Below are 20,116 nucleotides of genomic sequence, written 5' to 3'. Positions count from 1 at the left end.
CGTCACGCGCCCTGCGACGAGCGCGACACGTCCGGGAATTTGCCGTACCAGCGGGTCAGCCTACGCGTCACGGCGCACGCGACCCTCGGCGCCGAAACCCGACGGTTTGAGCGCGTCAGCCCGGCACCCGCTCGAGGAACGCCAGCAGCGCCGCGTTGAACCGCGCGGGCCGCTGCAGCGGCGCGAAATGGCTCACGCCGGGCAGGATCGTCAACGTCGCGCCCGGGATCGTCCGCGCCAGGTACGCCGCATGCTCGGCCCGGATGAATTCGTCGTGCTCGCCCAGCACGATCGCGACCGGCACGGCGATCGCCGCGAGATCCTGCGCGCGGTAATCCGGTTGCGTGCGCATCATTTCGCTGACGGCCGCGACGAATGCATCGAACTGGCCGGGTGTCGCGGAAAGCGCCGCGTAGTCCTTGCGATGCCGCGCGAAGCAGCGGTCGAGCAGCGGGCCCGGCACCATCTCCTTCGTTCCGCTCGGGTCCATGTTGCACGCGAAGAAGAACACGCCGGCCGCCCGTGCCGGCGCGCGATCGGCCAGCACGAGCGCGATGCACGCGCCGTCGCTCCAGCCGACGAAGCGCGCACGGTCGACGTGCAGCGCGTCGAGCACCGCGAGCACGTCGGACGCCATGCGTTCGTAGGAATAGGGTTGGTCGTCGCGCGTGCTGCGGCCGTGGCCGCGGCTGTCGATCACGATCGCGCGGTAGCCGGCCGTGAGCAGCGCCGGCACCTGCTTGCCCCAGTTGCCGCTGTGGCCGAGGCCGCCGTGCAGCAGCACGACCGGCGGGCCCTGGCCGAACGACGCGTGCCAGATGCGCGCGCCGTCGTGTTCCAGCCAGCCTTGTTCATCGGCCGCGGGCAGCGGCGTGCCGCCTTGCGCGTCGAAGCGGACGAGGTCGTCGTCGTCGAGTTCCGCATTCATCGTTCTGCCGTCCTGTCGAGGGAGACGCGCTTGCGATTGTAATGCGTGCGGCCGACGCGGCCGCAACCGGTCAGGCCTGCGTCGACACCAGCCCGCCCGCCGTCGAGCCGCCCGTCTTCTCGATCGCCGCCGCGAGTTGCGAGATCGCGGTCGAAAGCGCCCCCGAGATCGCGCCGGCTTCCGCGCTCAGCGACTGCTGCTCGATCGCCGCGGCCGGGTCGTCCTTCGCGCGCTGCGCCGCGCTCGCCATCTGGCGCTCGATCGTGGCCAGCTGCTTCTGCAGCCGGTCGATCAACGCTTTCAGTTGCGCGACCGCCGGGCTGTCCGACGAGCCGCCCGATGCGCCGGGCGTTTCGCCGGTGGCGCCGGAGCCGTTGGTCGAACCCTGCGTGCCGGTGGTGCCCGTCGTACCCGTCGCGCCCGTGGCATTCGTCGCGCCATCGGTGGATGACGTTGCGGCGGGCGCGGCCGACGCAGCGTTCGCGCTCGGGCTGGCGTCCGCCAGCGGGGCGCGCGTGGTCGTGGAGAAATCGATCTGCATCGTGTCGGTCCGTCTATCGGTAAGCGAATCGTGACTGGGGCGGAATTGCCTTCCAGCTCGTTTACGGCATTCGTCACACGAAACTTGAGTATCGGGGCCGGACTGATTTGGCGAAAGTTCGCCGGTTTTAGTCGCGAAAGGGCCAGATTGGCGGCATCGCAGCGCTGATAAAATTGCGGCTTCGCCGGCGGGATTCGCGCGCCCACCGCCTCCGGGCGCGAGCGTGCAACGCCGCCGGTGTCGACTCCCGCCCTGCCGGGCGCGGCACGCAACACGTGCCGACGTCGCGGTCGCGGCTGCGCGGGTCGCCCTTTCCGTTCGCCTGCGCGCCCCGCTCGCCGCTTCAAGCGGTGAACGCCGGGCGGCGCGCGCTCACTTCATCACGCATTCGAGGAACACACGATGGCCCGCATCGGCGCCTTCTGCATCACGACGTGGCTTGCCGCCGCGATTCTCTATTTCGGCCAGCACTCCGTCGCAATGATCGTGTTGAGCGGTGTCGTCGTATTCGGCGGGTTCGATCTGCTGCGTCCGTAAGCGCGCAGGGCAACGCGGCCGTTCACGGTCGCGACGGCCGACGCGACTGTGATAGCCTCTCCCGCACCCTCTGTCACGCGCACGCCTCGCCGGCTAACAGGAGTACGGAATTTGAATCACGGTCCGAGCCGCCATCCGGCGGCCCTCACCTGCAAAGTGTGTTCGGCCCGCGCCCCCATCTGCGGCCTGGTCGATTTCTCGCGCTGCGGCGCCGACTTCATTGCCGGAAAAAAAGTCGACCCGTATGCGGGGGTGCCCGTGTATTACCACGCTTGCGAGCAATGCGGCTTCACGTGGGCACCCCTGTTCGACAGCTGGACCCACGACGATTTTGCGCAGCACGTCTACAACGCCGACTATGCGCGCCACGACCCCGAATATCTCGAGATCCGTCCGCAACAGCATGCCGACCTGATCTGCACCAGCTTTCCGGAAATGCGCGAAGGCCGGGTGCTCGATTTCGGCTCGGGACTCGGCTTGCTGGAACGGAAACTGGCGTCGCGCGGCTTCACGAACGTGACGTCGTACGATCCGTTCTCGCACCCGGTTCCGCCCGAAGGCACGTTCGACACGATCCTGTCGTTCGAAGTGTTCGAGCATCATCCGGCGCCGTTCGACCTCTTCGACCAGATCATGCGTTACCGGAAGCCCGACGGCGCGCTGCTGTTCCAGACGTCGCTGATCACCCCGGACATCCTCTCGCGCGGCATCGAGCAATGGTGGTACTGCGTACCGCGCAACGGGCACATCTCGTTTCACACCGCCCGCTCCCTGACGCTGCTCGCCCAACGCCACGGGCTCGAATACGGCGCGTTCAGTCCCGAGCTGCACGTCGTCTTCGATCGCGCGGCGACACCGCGCTGGCTCGACCGGTTTCTCAAGCCGTAACGGCTTGCCGGCCATCGGGCACGTAACGACCGCCGCGCGCATTCGCCCGGCGCGTCAACGGCTCGCTACCGCTTGCGCGGCATCGCACGCACGCCACCGTCAGCACGCCCCGAATGTCGGCACCGCCGGGTCGACCGCTAGCGCGCGCTCGTTGAACACGACCGGTACACCGCCGAGCCCGAGCCTGCAGTTCGGCCGATCGAGCCGCCACCCGTCCACGCGCAGCGCGACGCGCGATACCGGCGCACCGCTCGCATGCGGCAGGTCGATCGTGATCTGCCGCTTCGCGCCCGGCACCAGGTTCAGGTAGTTGTCGCTGTAGAACGCGGGCAGCACGCGCGCGCTGGTCGACTGATCGAACACCTGCAGGTGCGTCATCAGCGCGACGGTCGCACCGATGTTCGCGACGTCGACCGTGATGCGCGTCGTCGTGTCGTCGGCCTCGGCCGATGCCGCGCGGATGGAAACCGCCGCGCCCGGCATCGTATCGAGCGACGTGTACGCGTTGTCGCCTCCGTCGCGCTGACGCCAGTACACGTTCTCCGCAAGCGTATTGCCGCCCGAATCGGTCAGCACGAGCGACACGATGCACACGGCGGATTTCGCGGCAGCCAGCGCCGACGCGAGGTTCGCCACCACGCGATACGACGCCTTCGCCACGCCGCCGACATCCGCGCTGGCCCGGCTGTTCAGCGTGCCGTCGAGGTTGTACACGCGCATCTCGACGCGGCCGGTGACGGCCGCCGCGGAGTGATTCGCGATCGTCACGTCGGCCGTGCCCGCATCGAGAATCGCATTGACGCGACGGCACCCGTGCTGCACCGCGAAGAACGACGCATGCTCCTCGAGATCGTGGCTGTACATCTGCCACACGAAGCTCGGCTGCGCGGGGTTCGTCATCCACATGATCACGCCCGTGGCCGGCGACGTGATGTTCCCGGCCACCGGGCCGATCATCACGGCCGCGTTCGCCTCGTAGATCGAGCGGATGCACTCGTAGTTCATCATCTGCGCCTTGCGCACGAAGTCCGCGAGATTCCGGATCGCGCCGTAGCGCTGCGCCGTCATCGCGATGTAGCCGGCGCCGCCCTGCTTGCCGACGGCCGGGTAGTACGCGCCGTTGCCGTTCATGTCGCGGTCGGCCCAGAAGTCGTCCGGGCATTCGTACGAGCCGGGCGGCAGCATCGCTTCGACGCATTCGAGCGTGGGGATCGAATGCGAGCCGACTTCGTTGTGAAACGCGATCGACGTCGTGCCGTAGCCACGGCTGAACGCGGCCTGCGGCGAAGCCCAGTTGTACGGGCCGCCGGACGAATAGCCGTTCACCGCGCCGGCGCCCGTATCGCCGGCCGAACTCGTGAGGCACAGGCGTTGCGGGTCCAGTTCGGCGACGAGCGCGTCGAGCCCCTTGACGAGGGCCGGCGGCGGCGAGCCTTCGTTGCCGCCACACCAGAGCAGGATCGACGGACGATGACGGTTGCGTGCGATCACGTCGCGGAGGTTGTCGAGATCGCGCGGCACGTTGGCCGGGCCCGACCCGTCGCCTTCGGTCGAGAAGAAGAAATCCTGCCAGACGAGGATCCCGTAGCGGTCGCATGCGTCGAAGAAATCGTCGCTCGTGCTCTGCCCGTTCCAGTTGCGGATCAGGTTGAGGTTCGCGTCGCGATGGAGCCGCACCTGGTTGAACAGCCGTTCGCGCGGAATGCGCTTGAGCGCTTCGTCGAGCCCCCAGTTGCCGCCCATCACGAGGATCGGCAGGCCGTTGACCGTGATGCTCAACTGCGGCCCCATGCCGATGTCGCGCGCGTATTCGATGCGACGCAGGCCGACGTTCAGCGTGCGCTCGTCCGAGCGCCTGCGCGCCACCTCGATACCGACCGTCACCGCGTAGAGATTCGGCTCGCCATACCCGTTCGGCCACCACAGGCGCGGCTGCCTGATCGACAGCGCCGCGATATCCGACGACGTGAGCGACACCTTCGTCGTCGTACGTGAGGCGGGAATCGCGATGTCGTGGCGGAACGGCGCACCGTTGCCGATGGTGCCGACGACGGTCGCGACGATATCCGCGCCGGAGCCGTTGTCCAGTTCGAGATCGAGCCGCAGCTCGGCGCGCGACAGGTCGGTGGACAGCGTGTGCGCGACGTTGATCGCCGCGATGCGCACCGCGCCGGTCGTGAACCATGCGACCGGCTGCCAGATGCCGAGCTCGCGATCGGGGATCGTCGGCAGCCAGTCCCAGCCCGCCGAGCAGAAGAACGTCGGCCCGTTCTTCAGCGTGACGCCGGTCGGGCCGCCGTTGCGCCCGCCGCGCGTGACGCCGCTCGTGTAGCTCGGCAGCAGCGGCCCTTCGGAGAAATCCAGCTTGACGACGCGCACCGCGAGACTGGCCGCGCCGCCCGCTTGCGGCACCAGCCTCGAGATATCGAACGCACCCTGCTTGAACGCGCCTTCCAGCCGGCCGACGAGTGCGCCGTTCAGCCAGACTTCGGCGCAGTAGTTGACGCCGCCGAAGCGCAGCCACAGCCGCTGCCCCGGCTGCCGTGCCGGCGCGGCGAAGGTCGTCCGGTACCAGTAGTCGGTGTCCTTCAGCGTATCGGGAATCGTATCCGTGACGATGCGGCCGTAGAACGGATCGGGATACTTGCCGTTGACGATCATGCTGTTCAGCACGGTGCCGGGCACGGTCGCCGGCATCATGCCCGTCACGCCGGCCGTGCCCGACAGTTGCGCACCGCCGGCGCCCGGCAGGCTGCTCGCCGACGCGAACGTCCAGTTCGCGCTGAGTTCCTGTGCGGCCAGCAGGCTGCGCTCCGGATCGTTCGGCACCCCCGGCACGGTGGGCGTGGCCGTCGCCGGGCCGTCGGCGCCCGGCGTGCCGGCGGCGCCCGATGCGGAATCGATATCGCCATTGCAGCCGGCGAGCCAGCCCGTGCCGACGAATGCCGCGCTGTAGGACAGGAATTTCCGGCGCGCTTTCGATTTCATGCTGTCGTCCTCCCGGATTGCGTCGTGTCGACGCGCGCGCAGGTTCAACCTGGCGCGCGCCCGCTTGCGTTTATCGCGCGCCGGCCTGGCGCATCCGCATCGCGACCGACGAGCCGCCGGCCGTCATCTGCGTGTAGTCCGCATTCGGCCCGGACGGCGGCGTCAGGTTGTCGGCGGCCGCCCATTGCGTCGGCGCAGCCGACAGCGTGTAGTTCATCGTGCCGCCATTGGCGATCTTGCCCAGCGGCAGCCATGAGCCCGCGTAGTCCGCGCCGTTGACCTTCAGCGACTGGATATACGCAAACGACGGGTGCCCTGCACTGTCCATCGCCACCTGCTTGTCGCTTTCGAGCCGCAGCGTCTTGCCGTTGCCGAACCAGACGGTGATCCCGCTGAACTGCGGCGTGGACAGCGCGAGCCCCGCTTCCGACGGAATCACCGGGAACATGCCGAGTGCCGCCCACACGTACCAGCTCGACGTCGCGCCCATATCGTCGTTGCCCGGCAGCCCGTCACGGCCGGTCGTGAACGTCTTCGACATGATGATCGGGAGAACGTACTGTGTGCCGCTCGGCTGCCCGGCCCAGTTGTACCCCCACGGCGACTGGAACGACGGTTCGTTGCCGATGTACAGGTTGTTCGACGATTCACCCCCGTTCAGGTCGCCGGAGCTCGGCACGGTCGAGAACGGTGTCGTGATCGCAAACAGCGTGTTCAGCCGCGCGACGGCTGCCTGCTTCCCGCCGATCGCGTCGATCAGCGCGCTCCAGTCCTGCGCGAAGGTCCAGAAGTAGTTCGGTTCCGTCGACTCATGGAACGAACCCTGCACGAGCGTGCCCAGCGTGCCGGGCGCCGAGCCGGCCGGCGGCGCGTTGCGCGCGGCGATCACCTTGTTCGTGTAGTCGAAGATGTTGCGCCACCACCCCGCCCGTGTGTACAGCGTGCCGATGTTGTCGGGCGTCACGCCGACCGACGGCGCGTTCAGCACGCTGGCGGGCAGCGCCTGCAGGAACGCGGCCGCGGAACGGTCGCTCAGCACGCGCTCGATGGTCGCCGAAGACGAGTGGCCGTCGTCGCTCTGCGACAGGTAGTGGGCCGTCAGGAAATTGGCGAGCCCCGCCGCGCTCGTGCGGTCGTTACACGCGCTGGACGGATCGAACACGGACTGCTTCGTCAGGCGTGCGGCCGACACCAGGTCGAAATCGGTCGCGCCGAACTTGTACGCGCCGGCAATCACGTTCAACGCGTTGTCGCCCGCCATCGGCGTCGAGTCGTCGCTGCCATCGACCCAGTGCGGGAACGCGCCGCACTGCAACGCGTCGACGACGAGCGACTGCATCATGTCGCTCGATTCCTTCGGCGCGAGCAGCGCCAGCAACTGTGCCTGCGACCGGTACGTGTCCCACAGCGAGAAGCCCGTGTAGTGGTTGCCCGCGCCGCCCTGCGAGCCGTCGGCACGCCTGAATGTGTAGTCGCTGGCCTTCGCCGTCGCGCGCGGCGGAATGGTGCCGGTCTGGTCGACCGACGTCGGGTACCTGCCGTCCGCGCTCCTGGGCTGGCGCATGCTGCGGAATTCGCCATTCGTGTCGCTGTAGAGCGTCGGCGTGCCGAACACGCGATAGAGCGCGGTGTAGAACTTCGTCAGGTTCGCCTTCTGCGTCGCATTCAGCGATGCGGGCGTGGCGGCCTGGTCGATCTGGATCGTGTTGAGCCGGTCGTTCCACGAGCCGGACGCCTGCTTGCGTGCGTCGTCGAATGCGAGCTTCTCGCCCTCGGCCTTCAGGTTGGCCTGAGCGTTCCCGATGCTGACGGAGGAAATCCCGACTTTCACGGTGACGGTCCGGTCCGCGTCGGTCAGGTCGAACTGCAGCGTCGCCGCGCCGTTGCTGGCGGTATTCACCGCCGATGTGCCCGCCTGCTTGCGCAGCGGCTTGTCGAAGGTCGCGTAGAAATACACGGGCGCATTCCACACCGTGCCGTACGGCGTGCAGAACGCGGGCGCGACGGCCTGCCCGCTCATCGACTTGCCGTCGCTCGCGATGGCCAGTGCGACGTTGTTGGCGGTGACCTTCGTGCTGCCCGAATCGCTGTTGCCGTTCAGCTTCGCGTCGATCGAGAAGAAGCCCTTGTCCTTGTTCGTATATGTGAAGCGCGCGATGCCCGAGCGCGCCGTCGCGCTCAGCTCCGTCACGATGCCGTTCGCGAGGCGGACCTTGTAGTACCCGGGTTCGGCCGTTTCGTCCGCGTAGCTGTACCCGATGCCGATCGGCCGGCCGCGCGATGCGACGGCCGTCGCCGCGTCGGTCGGCAGCATCGCGACCGTGCCCTGCCCCGGGCACCCGACGCCGCTCAAGTGCGTCACGCTGAAGAAGTCGATCGTGCCGCCCGACCCGCCCGACGACAGGTAGCCGCCCGAGCCGTTGAAGTTGTAGCGCGGCGTGTTGGGCCCGAAATTCACCATCCCGAACGGCACCATCGCGCCGGGGCTCACGTTGCCCGCGTAACCGGAGTCCGAATTAACCTGCGTGCCGATGAGCGGATTGACGAACTGCGTCAACGGCATGTTGGTGCGCGTCGGCTGGGCCGGTTGATCCGGCCGGGACGGTTGCGACGGCCCCGAGGTCGACGGCGTGTCTCCCGCGCCGTTGCTGGCCGCCGGAACACTGTTCACGTCGTCGCCGCCACATGCGGCGAGCGCTGCACAAGTCAGTGCGACGACGAGCAAGAGTCGTGGATTTTTCATTTTTTCGTTTAGTACCGTTAATTAAAACGATTGATCCGGCGTCGCGATCATCCGGCACGCCGCCTGGCTTGCGGCACTGCGCGGCAAACGAACGCCGCGCGGCGCGGCGCCGGCTGGTCCCCCCAAGCGGCATCGCGCCGGCATTCACATGCGCACATCCGGCGACGATCGTTGCTGTTGCAGCCGTCGCTGCCTTCTACGCTTCCGGGATACAGTCACATGCTTGCCAGGTGCTTACAGTGCCGCAACAACTGTTTATTCACCACGAGAAGTTTCCCGAATTTTCAGTTTGTTTAACTAAACACGATCGAGATGCGTGGGGTAAGGACGAGGCTCGGTCACTTCCGCGGCGCGCACAAGAAAGTCACGATTTGGCTTTTTTGCATTGATCTCCGGCCGCAAGCCTCTCGTGATAGCCTGAAAAGATTCGATCAACTGCAACCCGGCTCCACTCGGATGACAGAGTTTCTTGACGCAGTCCAATTGTTCGACTCACTCTGCGACGAACAACGCGTCGCAAATGCAGTCGAGCTGATCAAGGAAATTTCGGGGCAAGCGTATTGGCTGGATGAATACATTGCACTTGGATACGGTTTCTCCCGCGTCGGAATGTTCGAGGAATCCGAGCGGGCACTGGAAGCCACACTGCCTCACCTTCCCCCTGTCGAACAAAGAACGGCGCAGATCATCGACCGGCTGGCAACTGCCAAGCTTCATCTCTGGAAGATTGACGAGGGGGCCACACTCGAGAAGTTGATCCACGGCAGGGACTGGCATCAGGTCAGATCGGACATGCCGGATGATCAACGAGCAGTTTTCAATCGGCTATTTCGCGAGAAATTGCTGACCGATGAAAATTCCGTCGATGGCAAAGCGATATTTTTTCTCGGTTGCGGCGGATTCGGGGATCAGGTTGAACAGTATCGCAACATTGAACGCCTGCTTGCGGAAGGCGCAAGCGTCGTATTCGCCGACCCGCCCGCTCCCTTGACGCATCTTCTGGCGAGTAGCAGCCTGCCCGTCGTGGTGCAGCAGTCGACTGCCGAAAACCTGAGCCGCTGCGATGCGCTGGCCTTCGGCAACATGCTGAACTGGCGCTACCGCCATTCCCGATTGTCAGCCATCCCGGGTGCCGGTTATCTGAAACCGGTGCGAAAAAGCGGGCTGTCGCTCCCACTCCCCCAGACGCCTGCGAAAAGAAAGGTGGGTATCGTCTGGCGAAGCGACAACGCGTCCTGCCGCCATGAACCATTCCGCTCAATGGAGCTTGCAACACTGCAGCCGCTGCTCCAGCAGGCCGGCGTGCAGTTTTACTCCCTGCAATTCGGCGCATTGCGTGACGCGGAAGAAGATCGTCTGACGCGCTCCGGCGTGATCGACCTGTCGCCGCGTATCCATACGTTTCTGGATATGGCGGAACTCATGATGCAACTGGACCTCGTCGTGACGATCGACTCCGCGCCGGCTCACGTCGCCGGCGCACTGGATGTCCCCGTCTGGAACATGCTGGCGCGCGTCGCCGATTGGCGCTGGGAACAACCCGGCCTGAAGAATACGGCGCTGTATCCATCCATGCGCCTGTTTCGCCAGCAGGAACTCGGTGACTGGGGCCCGGTCGTCTCGGACGTGATCACCGCGCTCGGCGATGTCGAGGGCGCTAACCGCGCGCAATAGCGCCGGATGCTACAGGCACGTTTGAACACGTCGCGCTTCCGGGCAAACTCGACAGTAATCGCGTTCGCGAGGGCCGCTCCTTTTGCATGAAATGGCGCATGTGCGGGGCAAACTCCATGCGCGCTCAGGGTTCAAGACCCTCCATGCCAGCCTCCATCGCTTTGACGGTGACCTCCCGGCGCTTCTTGTTCGATGAGCAGATGAGGGAAGCGGATCGACGCACCGGCTTGCGCCGATGCGAGCGCCGACCGAACGGTTATCGCTCCGGGGCGAGCAACGGCGCAAGCAATTCGGCTTGCGGATATCGGCTGATCGTTGCCAGCGCGGCAGTTTCCAGTTGCTTGCGCCTTTCCTCGTCCCGGACCAGTTCCACACAAGCATCGACCAGCCCGTCATACGGAACCGCACGGAATCCGTCGGTATAGACCGGATCGATGGCCGTCTGTGACGAAACCTCGCCGACGACTGCCTTGGCATTCGACATCAGGAAAAATACGCGCACGATCTCGAAGATCTGCGACGCCGAGTGATGCAGGTTGAGCACGACTTTTGAGCGGGCGATCAGCGAATCGCGCGCTTCGCCATAGACGTTGAAGACGGCGGATACCGTCAACCTGCGGGCGTGCAGCGCTTCCAGTATCGCCAGGCGCCGAGGGCCGGTGGACCCGTAGAACAGCACGTCGATATCCTGCTCGGCGTCGGACGCGATGCGCCCCAGCTTCGGATGAAAGCCAAGCTTCAGGTATTTCGCGTGCATGATGCCGCGGCTGCGAAGTTTGGCGATGTTGCGTTCGTTGTAGTCCCAGGTTTCGTAGTGCGACGCCCAGAAATAAACGTTCTCGTTCCAGCTTAGTTCGTCGACGTGGAGCTGTTCGGTGTTGACGATGATCGTGTCGGCAGGTAGATCGCCTGACGTTTTCGGATCGGCGAGATGGCAGCCGATCACGATGTTGCGCGAGCCGGGCACCACGTCGTTTTCGGTGAACTGCACGACGTTGCCGAGATCCTCGAGCGCATACCCGATCACCTCCGCGAGTTCCGTGAAAGCGCTGGAATGGGGATATCCCGTAGGACGGACAATGCAGATGGTGTAATGCATGGAGACACTTCCGTTCCGATCGCGGTTGCCGGGGCCGCGGACAGCGTCGATGTCCCGAATGAACGCCCCCTCACTGCCACATCCCGGCAGAGATTGAACAACGACACCATGGGAATTGACCCATCGGAGGCTGATTCAGCAATCGTCAATTCTCAATCAACGAGTAATAAAACACTTAATACACGAGCATGAGTGAGCAATTTGACTTCCGAATCTCCCAGACGCTAATTTCGAAGACTGTGTAAACAGATAGCTGTTGCCTGCCGAAAGATGGCGCAGTAACGTCCTCGAAGCGCGCGAACACAACGGCACCGGCACGGCATTGTTGACCCGCGGCGTAAAGATTTTCACCCTGAAACAACACGGCAGCAAGGTGCAAACCGACAGGCCGAATCCAGGCAGATCATGCAACCGATAAAACACGGCATCTTCGTCGCCACCCCCGCGTACGGTGGAATGTGCTATCTGCCTTACGTGAATGGACTTCTGGAGCTCCAGCGTACCTGCCTGACGGCCGGCATCGGCTTCGAATATTTCTACATCACCGGAACCGCGTTGTTGCATGAACTGCGCAACGTCGCGGTCGAGCGCTTCTTGCGAAGCGGCCTGTCGCACATGATGTTCATCGATGCCGACATCGGCTTTCGTGCCAATGACGTCATCCGGATGTTCGAACAGCCGCACGACGTGAAGATCGGACTGTGTCCGGCCAAGAACATCAACTGGACGGCCGTGGTCAACGCCGCCCGCTCGGATCCCGCGATGCCGGTCGACCAGATCGCCCTGTTCGCCGCCGATTACAGCCAGACAGCCTATGCGCTCGACACCGAGGAGCCCACGATCAAGCTGGATCCGATGTTCGAAATCTATGCAGGCGGAAGCGGATTGATGATGCTCTCGCGCGCCGTCTTCGAAAAAATGGAGACCGCCTATCCTCACACCAAGATTGAGTTTCCGCCCAATTTCCAGAATCTCGTTGCGGATGCAACAAGCATGTACGAGCATTTCGAGTTTCTGCGGGACCCGGACGGACGATCGTTCTCGGAAGACATTTCCTTCTGCAAGAAATGGCGCATGTGCGGAGGCAAGCTTTATGCATGCACGTGGTTCAAGACCGTACACGCCGGCCTCCATCTCTATAAGGGCGACCTGCCGGCGCTTCTCGGTCAATAGGCCCGTACAGACGTTGCAGAGGGCAACGGCGGACGCCAGGCCCGCCGTCGCACCGGTTCAACCGCTCAGCGCGGCAACGTCCGCAACGACGACGGCCCGCCCGTCAACGCGATCCGCTTGCCCGTATCGCGCAGCTTGCCGCCTTCCACCGCATACAGCGCCAGTTGCCGTTCGACGTTGAACTGCACGATCACGTGCCGGCTGTCGGCGGTGAACACGATACCTTGCGCGGCTTCGCCGCCCGGCAACTCGCTCACCTTCACGGCCTGCTCGCCGCGGATCTCGAACAGCAGCACCTTGCCGATCTTGTGGCGGCCCGGATTGTCGGGCGTCAGGTTCGAACCGTCCATCGCCTGCACGGCGATCCACTTCCCGTTCGGCGAGATCGCGACGCCTTCCGGCAGCGACGGCACCGTCAGGTACTGGACCGTGCGGAACGGCACGCGCGACACGTCGATCAGCGCGATCGAATCGGCATCGCCCGCCAGGGTGCCCGTATAACCCGGCAGCCCGGCCAGCCCCACGTTGCTGACGACGGCCCAGCGGTTGTCGCTCGACACGTCGATCGTGTAAGGCGCGACGCCGGTGCTCAGGCGCGACCCGCTGTCGGTCACCTTGCCGTCGTCGACGTTCAGCACCGCGACGCCCTGCTCGTCGCGCAGCGACACGAGCGCATGCTTGCCGTCATGCGTGAAGCTGATCCCGGCCAGCCGCTTCTTGCCGATCTTCAGGCTGCCGTCGAGCGTCACGTGCGTGCCGTCGATGCGAAGGATCGACACGCTGCCGTCGACGTTTGCGACCAGCGCGAGCTTGCCCGAGCGGTCGATCGCGATCCCTTGCGGATGCGCGCCGAGCTCGATGCGCGTGACCGTCGGCGGCGCGGCCTCGAGATCTACGACCTGCAGGAACGTGTCGTACACGAGCTGCTTCGCGGCCGTGTCGTAACGCGTCGGCGCGCCGACGAGCGCGATCTTCGCGTCGGGCGTGATCGCGACGGCCTGCGGCGGCCCCTGGATGCCGTTCTCGACGTCGACCTGCAGCGCGACCTTCGGCGGGAACGTGCTGGCGTCGAGCAGCGTCAGCGTGTCGGCGGGCGGCGAGGCCAGATAGGTATCGCGGCCCTCGACGCGCTGGTACTTGCCGTCGTTGCCGGACACGATCCAGTCGGCGGCGTGCGCGGCAACGGCCGTCGTGGCGAGGGTCAGCGCGGCGAGCAGGCGCGCGCTGCGCGGGCGGAAAGGATTCGAATGCATGTCGGTCGGTTCTCCGGATCGGTTGCGGACGCAATGGATGGCTCGACCCTGCTGCTCGACGGGTCGATGCCATCGCATGATGCCCGAAAGCCGGCGAATCCGCCGTTTCGCACCCGGTTCGTTTCGGTCAAGCCGCCGGTCGCGCGCCGGACGGCCACTCGCCGGCCGCGTCGAGCGGATACACCGGCCGCGCAAGCCGCTCGTAGTGAAACAGCCCATAGTCCGAGCCCGTCACGCCGCGGCTGTCGCACTCGACCAGCGCGGCCGCGATCGGCACGAACACCGGCCGGCAGTACATCCGCGATTTCAGCAGCAGGAAGCGCGCGCGGCGCGGATCGACGCCGACGCTCTCGAACACGCCGAGATCCCACGGCTCCTGCGTCCGCTCGGTGATGACGAGCGTGGCCGCGCCGATATCGAGCACGGCCGTGCGGCCCATATACGCGCGCTGGCCCGTGTAAGTCGGCCCCGTGATCACGTATTCGCCGTCGGTGAGCGCACGCACGATGCCGGTCGCGCGAAACGGCTCGCGCCGCACGCCGCCGTGCGACGGCAAGCCGTTGCCGACCGGTACCGTGACGGTCGCGCCGACACCCGCGTCGATCAGCGCAGCGACGGCGTGCGGGTCGCACAGCGGCCCGCTGACGATGCCGTCGAGCCCGTGCTCGAGCGCGGCCTCGAGCAGATCCATCGTGTCGCACGGGCCGCCCGACATGCAGTTGTCGCCGTGATCGAGCATCAGCACCGGGCGATCCGCGCCGCGCGCGAGCGCCGCGGCCTGCGCCACCGATTCGGCGAGCGGCGCGCTGCGATAGACGAACGCGTCGCGCTCGTCCCAGATCTGCCGCGCGATGCGCTCGGCCACCGCATCGGCCGCGGCCCGGTCGCCGTCGGCCACCACCACCACGCTGATGCACGGCGCGGGAATGTCCGCGAGCGAGAAGCCGGGCAGCACCGAAACCGCGAGCATCCCGTCGGCCTCGGCCACGCGCGCGGCCTCCACCGCGCGACGCATCGCGCCTTCCGCGCTCGCGCTGCGCAGCGTCGACGTCATCAGCGGCGGCTGCCGCCACGCGAGCACGGGCCGTGCGCGGCCGTGAAGCTTGTCGAACAGCACGCGCGCCGCATGCTCGCCCGTCTCGACCATGTCGACGTGCGGATAGGTCTTGAAACTGACGATCACGTCCGCGTGGTCGATCATCTTCTGCGTGACGTTCGCGTGCAGGTCGAGCGCCACCGCGATCGGCGCGTCGGGCAGCGCCGCGCGCACGCGCTCGAGCAGGTCGCCCTCGCCATCCGCGCTCTGCTCGGCGACCATCGCGCCGTGCAGGTCGAGCATCACCGCGTCGCAGCCCGGCGCGGCCGCGACGATCGCGTCGCAGATCGCCGCATACGCGTCGGCCGCGACCGGCCCGCTCGGGTTCGCGGCCGCCGAGACGGGCGTGACGATCTCCGCGCCCTCGCGCGCCGCCGCATCGATGAACGCGGCCATCGCGGTGCGCATCCCGCGATTCGCGCGATACGCGTCGTCGCCCCAGTCGGGGCCGTTGCGGCCGAACGCGGCGAGCGGCGTCGGCACCGGCGAGAACGTGTTCGTCTCGTGGTTCATGCGGGCGATCAGGATCTTCATCGTGCGCCGCCCTCCGCGTTCGCGGCCGTATCGCGTTGGTCCGCTGTCGTCTCCTTCACCCGCATCGTCGAATTCCTCGCAATCGATCAAACGATCAAACGATGAAACGGCACGGCACGCGCAGCGTGCCGTCGCCGGCATCGCACCGCCGCCCGCCGGCTCACTTGCCATCGCGAACCGGGGCAGAGGCGCGCACCGCTCAAGCGTACCCCGTCGTGCCCTTCGTCTCCAGATATTCGACGAGGCCGAACTCCGCATACTCGCGTCCGTTGCCCGACCGCTTGTAGCCGCCGAACGGCGCGGCCGGGTTCCACGCAGGATAGTTGATGTGCACGTTGCCGACCCGCAACCGTGCCGCGACCCGGCGCGCGCGCTCCGGGTCCTTCGTCTGCACGTACGCCGCGAGCCCGTAGACCGATTCGTTCGCGAGCGCGACGGCTTCGTCCTCGGTGCGATAGGTCATGATCGCCAGCACCGGCCCGAAGATTTCCTCGCGCGCGATCGTCATGTCCGGCGTGACGTTCGAGAACACCGTCGGCCGCACGTAGAACCCGTCGCCGAGCCCTTCCGGCCGCCCGGGGCCGCCGGCGACGAGCGTCGCGCCTTCTTTGATCCCGAGCCGGATGAAGTGCTGGATGCGGTCGAACTGCGTGCGACTGACCACCGGCCCGATGCCGGTTTCCGTCGAACGCGGATCACCGACGACGGTGCGCGCCGCCTCCCGTCGCGCGGCCTGCTCGGCCAGCGCGAGATGGTCGACATGCACGAACATCCGCGTCGGCGCGTTGCACGACTGCCCGCTGTTGCTGAAGCAGCTGCGCACGCCGCGCGTGACCGCATCGTCGATATCGGCGTCGGGCAGGATCAGGTTCGGGCTCTTGCTGCCGAGCTCCTGGTGCACGCGCTTCACGGTATCGGCGGCCGCCTTCGCGACTTCGACGCCCGCGCGCGTCGAACCGGTGAACGACACCATGTCGACATCCGGGTGCCGCGACAGCGCGTCGCCCACTTCATGCCCATAGCCGTGCACGAGGTTGAACACGCCGGGCGGCACGCCGGCTTCGTGCAGGATCTCCGCGAACAGGATCGCGCTGAACGGCGCGATCTCGCTCGGCTTGAGCACCATCGTGCAGCCGGCCGCAAGCGCCGGCGCAACCTTGCACACGATCTGGTTGATCGGCCAGTTCCACGGCGTGATCAGCGCGCACACACCGATCGGCTCGTGCGACACCAGCAGCGAATCGGTCTGCGTACTGAAGCGGAACGACTGCAGCGCGCGGATCGTCTGCTCGAGGTGCGCGGTGCCGACCGCCGCCTGCATCGCACGGGCGAATGCGATCGGCGCGCCCATCTCCTGGCTGATCGTCTGCGCGACCTCCTCGTAGCGGCGCTGGTAGATCTCGAGCACGCGCCGCAGCAGCGCGACGCGCTCGTCCACCGGCCAGCGCGAATACGTGTCGAAGGCCTGTTTGGCCGCGCCGACCGCGTGATCGACGTCGGCGGCACCGCCGATCCTGAGCTGCGCATACGGCCGCGCCGTGCTCGGGTCGATCACGTCGATCGGCTGCGCATCGGCAGGGTCGAGCCACTGGCCGTCGATATAGGACTGTCGTGACGTTCGCATCGAATGCTCCTGTTGTTCCTGTTGTGACGGATGCCGGTGCCGCGCTCAGCGCGTCGCGCGCGCGAAGGTGTCGACGAGGATGTCGCGGATCTGCGCGACGAACCACACGATCTCGTCGCGCGACATCACGAGCGGCGGCGAGAACTGCACGATCGGCGTGCCTTCGTGATCGACGCCCGCACGGCACAGCAGCCCCGCGTCGAAGATCGCCGGCGCGAGCAGCGTCGACACGAACGCCTGCGCGCTGATGCCGGCCGCCCAGCGGCGCGCCGCCTTGTCGGTCACGAGTTCGAGCGAGTAGTGGTAACCGTCGCCGCGCACGTCGCCGACGCACGGCAGTTCGAGCAGGCCGTCGAGGGTCTGGCGGAACACCGCTTCGTTGCTGCGGACGTTCTCGAGCACGCCTTCACGCTCTATGATCGCGAGGTTCGCGAGCGCGGCCGTGCACGCGACCGGATGGCCGCCGTAGGTCGCGCCGTGCAGGAACATCTGCTGCGGGCCATCGAGCACGGTGTCGACGACCGCGTCGCTCGCGATCACGCCGCCGAGCGGCACATAACCCGACGCGATGCCTTTCGCGAACGTGATGATGTCTGGCTTCAACCCGTAGCGCGCGGAGCCGAAATATTCGCCGAGCCGGCCGAACCCGCAGATCACTTCGTCGGCGACGAGCAGCACGCCGTGCCGGTCGCAGATATCGCGCAGCCCGGCCGCGTAACCGGCCGGCGGCGTCAGGCTGCCGCCCGCGTTCTGCAGCGGCTCGACGACGATCGCGGCAACGGTATCCGGCCCTTCCTGCACGATCAGCGATTCGATCTCGTCGAGCAGATGGCGCGTGAACTGCGCTTCCGTCTCGCCCGCCGGCCGGCCGTAGCGCTTCGTGTTGCCCACGTGCCGCACGCCCGACATCAGCGGCTCGAAATGCTTGCGGAAGTTCGTCATCCCGTTCAGCGCGAGCGCGCCGAACGACGTGCCGTGATACGCGACGCGACGCGCGATGAACTTGCGCCGCTGCGGCTCGCCGCGCGACTGGTGATACTGGCGCACCAGCTTGATCGCCGATTCGTTCGACTCCGAGCCGCTCGACGTGAAGAACACGCGGTTCAACCCGTCCGGCGCGAGCGTCGCGAGCTTGTGCGCGAGCGTGATCGCCGGCTCGTGGCCGACACCCCAGTTGGTCGCGAACGGCAGCCGCACCATCTGCTCGCGGATCGCGTCGCCGATTTCCGCGCCGTGGCTGTAGCCGACCTGCACGCAGTAGAGCCCGGCCAGCGCATCGAAGTAGCGCTTGCCGTTGCGGTCGACGAGCCAGCAGCCTTCACCGCGATCGAACACGGTCAGCGCGTTGTCGCGATACGCATCGGCGTGCGTGAAATGCATCAGCAGGTGGCGCTTGCCGAGCGCCTGCAGGTCCGCATCGAGATTGACGTCAACAGCGTTCATGGTTCACTCCTCGTTCAGGGTTTCAAGTCCGGCGCGGCGCGTCCGGTCATTCAATTCATCGACAGCGTCGGCGCGGGGCGCGTGAAGCCGCGCGTCAGCCATACGAGCTGGCAGAGTCCGAGCACGAGCCAGCCGATGCCGACGTAGAACGTCTGGCGCGACAGCCCCGACCAGAGCCACACGTTCATCGCGAAGCCGATCGCCGGCATCACGCCGAACGTGATCCAGCCCGCGAAGCGGCGATGCTCGTGGCGGCACAGATAGCTGCGCATCACGCACAGGTTCACGATCGCGAACGCGACGAGCGCGCCGAAGCTGATCATCGTCGACGCGAGATCGAGCGTGATGAACAGCGCGGACAGCGACACGATGCCGACCGCGAGCGTCGCGCGCACCGGCGTGCGCAGCCGCGCATGCAGGTGGCCGAACACGCGCTCGGGCAGCACCCGGTCGCGGCCCATCGCGAACAGCACACGCGTCACGCTCGCCTGCCCGGCCATCGCGCTCGCGAAACAGCCGGCCACGTACACCGCGACGAAGAACGCCGACAGCGTGCCGCCGCCGATGCGCCGCATCAGTTCGAGGCTGGCCGAATCGAGATCCTTGAATGCGCGCCAGTCGGGAAACACCACCTGCCCGACGTACGCGATCAGCATGAACAGCACGCCGCTCGCCAGCGTGCAGAGCAGGATCGCGCGCGGCACCGTGCGCTTCGGCTCGCGCGTTTCCTCCGACAGCGTGGTGACCGCATCGAAGCCGAGGAACGACAGGCACAGGATCGCGGACCCGGCGAAGATCGCGCGCGCATCGCCCGACGACGGCAACGCGACGGCCATCGACAGCCCTTCGCCTGCCGCGACCCGCGCCGATGCGACGACGAAGATCGCGATGAACACGAGCTGGCTCGCGATCAGGATCAGGTTCACGCGATTGACGAGCCGGATGCCGACGATGTTCAGCCCGGTGATCAGCGCGATGCTTCCGACGATCCACACGCTGGCCGGCACCAGCGGAAAAATCTGCTTCATGTAGATGCCGATCGCGAGGTAGCTGATCATCGGGATGAACAGGTAGTCCATCAGCAAGGCCCAGCCGACCATGAAGCCGGCCGACGTGCCGAAGTTGCGGCTCGCGAACGTGTAGGCCGACCCGGCGCTCGGCATCAGCCGCGCCATGTGGCCATAGCTGCGCGCGGTGAACAGCATCGCGACCAGCGTGACCGCATACGCGGCCGTCAGGTGCCCGTTCGTCGCGCTCGTGACGAGCCCGTAGGTCGTGAACACCGTCATCGGCAGCATGTATGCAAGGCCGAAGATCACCAGCGTCGCGAGGCCGAGCAGGTGCGGCTTGCGGCGTTCGTCTGCATCGCCGCGCATCGCGTGCGCGCCGAAGTCATGCGTCGCGGCGGCCGATGCGTATCGACCCGGGCTGTCGTTGTCCATGCTGTCCTCACGTGGGTGGCATTCACGGTTTCAACACTCGTTCGCCCGGCACGGCCGGCGGCGCACGACTGGAAGAAAGTGTGGTGCGCCAAAAATTCCGCCACGAATGAGAAATGCGGACGTAATCAGGGGATATTTGCGGACAGGTCGCCA

General features: G+C 66.4%; 15 protein-coding genes. 5 read left to right on the top strand and 10 right to left on the bottom strand.

What is annotated here, in order from left to right; translation table 11 throughout:
* Positions 1–115: 115 nt before the first annotated feature.
* Both ACPTTF_RS33995 and ACPTTF_RS33990 read right to left on the bottom strand, forming a co-directional pair.
* A complete protein-coding gene (locus ACPTTF_RS33995) occupies positions 116–928 on the bottom strand; it encodes an alpha/beta fold hydrolase (protein WP_423372013.1) in 813 nt (270 codons plus the stop codon).
* Between the two features lie 70 nt (positions 929–998).
* Complete coding sequence (locus ACPTTF_RS33990) at positions 999–1,469, bottom strand: hypothetical protein (protein ID WP_423372012.1); 471 nt, start codon at positions 1,467–1,469, stop codon at positions 999–1,001.
* A gap of 402 nt (positions 1,470–1,871) precedes the next feature.
* Here ACPTTF_RS33990 and ACPTTF_RS33985 point away from each other — a divergent pair, with 402 nt between their 5' ends.
* Positions 1,872–2,006, top strand: coding sequence for a hypothetical protein (locus ACPTTF_RS33985; RefSeq protein ID WP_006767081.1), 135 nt, complete (start codon positions 1,872–1,874; stop codon positions 2,004–2,006).
* A gap of 111 nt (positions 2,007–2,117) precedes the next feature.
* Positions 2,118–2,894, top strand: a complete 777-nt coding sequence (locus tag ACPTTF_RS33980) for a class I SAM-dependent methyltransferase (protein WP_166958644.1) — start codon at positions 2,118–2,120, stop codon at positions 2,892–2,894.
* 99 nt (positions 2,895–2,993) lie between these two features.
* On the opposite strand, the gene ACPTTF_RS33975 is transcribed toward ACPTTF_RS33980, so the two are convergent.
* Together ACPTTF_RS33975 and ACPTTF_RS33970 are read right to left on the bottom strand one after the other, a co-directional pair.
* A complete protein-coding gene (locus ACPTTF_RS33975; protein WP_423372011.1) occupies positions 2,994–5,882 on the bottom strand; it encodes a glycoside hydrolase family 2 protein in 2,889 nt (962 codons plus the stop codon).
* Between the two features lie 70 nt (positions 5,883–5,952).
* The gene (locus tag ACPTTF_RS33970; RefSeq protein WP_423372010.1) at positions 5,953–8,625 is read right to left on the bottom strand and encodes a GH92 family glycosyl hydrolase; all 2,673 of its coding nucleotides are present in this window, start codon (positions 8,623–8,625) and stop codon (positions 5,953–5,955) included.
* Here ACPTTF_RS33970 and ACPTTF_RS33965 point away from each other — a divergent pair.
* Both ACPTTF_RS33965 and ACPTTF_RS33960 read left to right on the top strand, forming a co-directional pair.
* Positions 8,613–9,014, top strand: coding sequence for a hypothetical protein (locus ACPTTF_RS33965; protein ID WP_423372009.1), 402 nt, complete (start codon positions 8,613–8,615; stop codon positions 9,012–9,014). The two genes, ACPTTF_RS33970 and ACPTTF_RS33965, sit on opposite strands and share 13 nt — an antisense overlap.
* Before the next feature lie 94 nt (positions 9,015–9,108).
* Positions 9,109–10,299, top strand: a complete 1,191-nt coding sequence (locus tag ACPTTF_RS33960) for a glycosyltransferase family 9 protein (RefSeq protein ID WP_423372008.1) — start codon at positions 9,109–9,111, stop codon at positions 10,297–10,299.
* A gap of 256 nt (positions 10,300–10,555) precedes the next feature.
* Here the strand turns inward: ACPTTF_RS33960 and ACPTTF_RS33955 are convergent, their stop codons facing one another.
* A complete protein-coding gene (locus ACPTTF_RS33955; protein WP_423372007.1) occupies positions 10,556–11,398 on the bottom strand; it encodes a hypothetical protein in 843 nt (280 codons plus the stop codon).
* A gap of 405 nt (positions 11,399–11,803) precedes the next feature.
* Here ACPTTF_RS33955 and ACPTTF_RS33950 point away from each other — a divergent pair, with 405 nt between their 5' ends.
* Positions 11,804–12,571, top strand: coding sequence for a hypothetical protein (locus ACPTTF_RS33950; RefSeq protein ID WP_423372006.1), 768 nt, complete (start codon positions 11,804–11,806; stop codon positions 12,569–12,571).
* 65 nt (positions 12,572–12,636) lie between these two features.
* On the opposite strand, the gene ACPTTF_RS33945 is transcribed toward ACPTTF_RS33950, so the two are convergent.
* The 5 genes from ACPTTF_RS33945 to ACPTTF_RS33925 all read right to left on the bottom strand — a co-directional run bounded on the left by ACPTTF_RS33945 (position 12,637) and on the right by ACPTTF_RS33925 (position 19,963).
* Positions 12,637–13,824, bottom strand: a complete 1,188-nt coding sequence (locus tag ACPTTF_RS33945; RefSeq protein WP_166958650.1) for a YncE family protein — start codon at positions 13,822–13,824, stop codon at positions 12,637–12,639.
* Between the two features lie 127 nt (positions 13,825–13,951).
* Positions 13,952–15,454 carry a M81 family metallopeptidase gene (locus ACPTTF_RS33940; RefSeq protein ID WP_423372005.1) on the bottom strand — a complete coding sequence of 501 codons (1,503 nt, stop codon included), beginning with the start codon at positions 15,452–15,454 and terminating at the stop codon, positions 13,952–13,954.
* A 199-nt stretch (positions 15,455–15,653) separates the two neighbouring features.
* A complete protein-coding gene (locus ACPTTF_RS33935) occupies positions 15,654–17,078 on the bottom strand; it encodes an aldehyde dehydrogenase family protein (protein WP_423372004.1) in 1,425 nt (474 codons plus the stop codon).
* A 45-nt stretch (positions 17,079–17,123) separates the two neighbouring features.
* The gene (locus ACPTTF_RS33930; RefSeq protein WP_423372003.1) at positions 17,124–18,521 is read right to left on the bottom strand and encodes an aspartate aminotransferase family protein; all 1,398 of its coding nucleotides are present in this window, start codon (positions 18,519–18,521) and stop codon (positions 17,124–17,126) included.
* Positions 18,522–18,571: 50 nt separating this feature from the next.
* Positions 18,572–19,963 (bottom strand): APC family permease, encoded by a 1,392-nt coding sequence (locus ACPTTF_RS33925; protein ID WP_423372002.1) that lies wholly within the window; start codon positions 19,961–19,963, stop codon positions 18,572–18,574.
* Positions 19,964–20,116: the final 153 nt, after the last annotated feature.

Source organism: Burkholderia crassaminum, from assembly GCF_964265005.1.
Lineage (GTDB): Bacteria > Pseudomonadota > Gammaproteobacteria > Burkholderiales > Burkholderiaceae > Burkholderia.
The sequence above is the reverse complement of the archived record's forward strand: the minus strand, read 5'-3'. Positions and strand labels throughout refer to the sequence as shown.